General features: G+C 63.6%; 2 protein-coding genes. Both read left to right on the forward strand.

Features of this window, described 5'->3' with window-relative positions; genetic code table 11:
* Positions 1-255, forward strand: a 255-nt coding sequence (locus ACCAA_RS04345; protein WP_186406024.1) for a hypothetical protein, incomplete at its 5' end; no start/stop codon positions are given.
* Positions 252-956 (forward strand): cohesin domain-containing protein, encoded by a 705-nt coding sequence (locus ACCAA_RS04350; protein WP_186406025.1) that lies wholly within the window; start codon positions 252-254, stop codon positions 954-956. The genes ACCAA_RS04345 and ACCAA_RS04350, both read left to right, overlap by 4 nt.
* The last annotated feature ends 246 nt before the right edge of the window (positions 957-1202 follow it).

Consider the following 1202-nt stretch of genomic DNA (forward strand, 5'->3'; position numbering starts at 1 on the left):
CAGCATCTCTCCACCGGTCACGATCACGCGAAACGACCGGTCACGTTCCGCGAAATACGCAATTACCCGGACACCACCGGCAAGACCACCTATGAAGACGTTTTCCCCGGACCGCTGCTGATCCCCTTCGGCGCCAACATACCGCCCGCCGGAAGCTGCGGCTGTTCCGGCGAGCAGATCCGGGGACAGACCACGATTATTGGTCTCGTATTTTTGCGCAACACACTGGCTTTGTGGAGGAGACCAAACGGATGAAAACCATACGCGTCATTCGCACGCTGACACGGGGCCTGCTGGTGGCTCTCGTCGTCGTTTCGGGAGCGGCCTCGGCCTACACGCTCAGCTTCTCGCCATCGGCGCAAGACCTTGGGCTAGGCAGTTCCGCCACCGTCGAGGTCCGCATCACCGATGTCGCCCCAGAGCCACCGGGCAGTCCTGGCGGACTCGGCGACTACGACTTCGAAATCGTCTACGATCCCGCGATCATCAAGTTCGACAAGGCTACCGATGCGGGTGCCCTTGGCTTGGCCATCGGCCTGGACGTTGATTTCCTGGCACCAGGCCGGCTGAACCTCAGTGCTTTCTCGCTCGAAGACCCGACAGCTCTCCTCGCCGTGCAGAGTGATTCCATGCTGCTACTGACTCTCGGCTTCAAGAGCCTCGCTGTGGGCACCAGCGCACTGACTTTCGAGAACGTCACGCTCGGCGACGTCAACGGTGTGGAACGGGAGCACTCGTCGACCAGCGGCAGCATCACCGTGCTGTCCGCACCGCTACCCGAGCCCGGCACCCTGGTGCTGCTCGCCGGCGCAGGGCTGATCGTCCTTCCCATGCGATTGGCAAGACCAACCCGAGACGGCTCGCCAACACATCAGGAACGCCCAAGGTACAGGAACACGGCAATGACCAGACAGCGCCTCGAACCCCGTGGCGCGAAGGCATCCCACTGGCGGTGATGCAGACGAACGGCGACCAGCAAAGAGCCCACGCTCCCGCGCGTGGTCCTGAATCGCTGCCGCGGGTGCGCGCCGCAAGCGCTCGCCAGCGTGCAGCGAGCGCGCTCCTTCGCGCCGCGCGACAGGCTCTGCGGCTCATCCTGCTCTCACTGATTCTTGCCGCTCACGCCTGGGCCAAGCCCTGCTGTTACGTCCTCCCCTGGCCAAGGTCTAAGGGCTCCAAATATCCCGCGTACGGTCGGGAAG

Origin of the sequence: Candidatus Accumulibacter aalborgensis, assembly GCF_900089955.1 — a bacterium.
Taxonomy (GTDB): Bacteria; Pseudomonadota; Gammaproteobacteria; order Burkholderiales; family Rhodocyclaceae; genus Accumulibacter; species Accumulibacter aalborgensis.

Coding starts and splice junctions, on each gene's coding strand:
- ACCAA_RS04350 (WP_186406025.1), top strand. CDS start 252: ATGAAAACCATACGCGTCATTCGCACGCTGACACGGGGCCTGCTGGTG.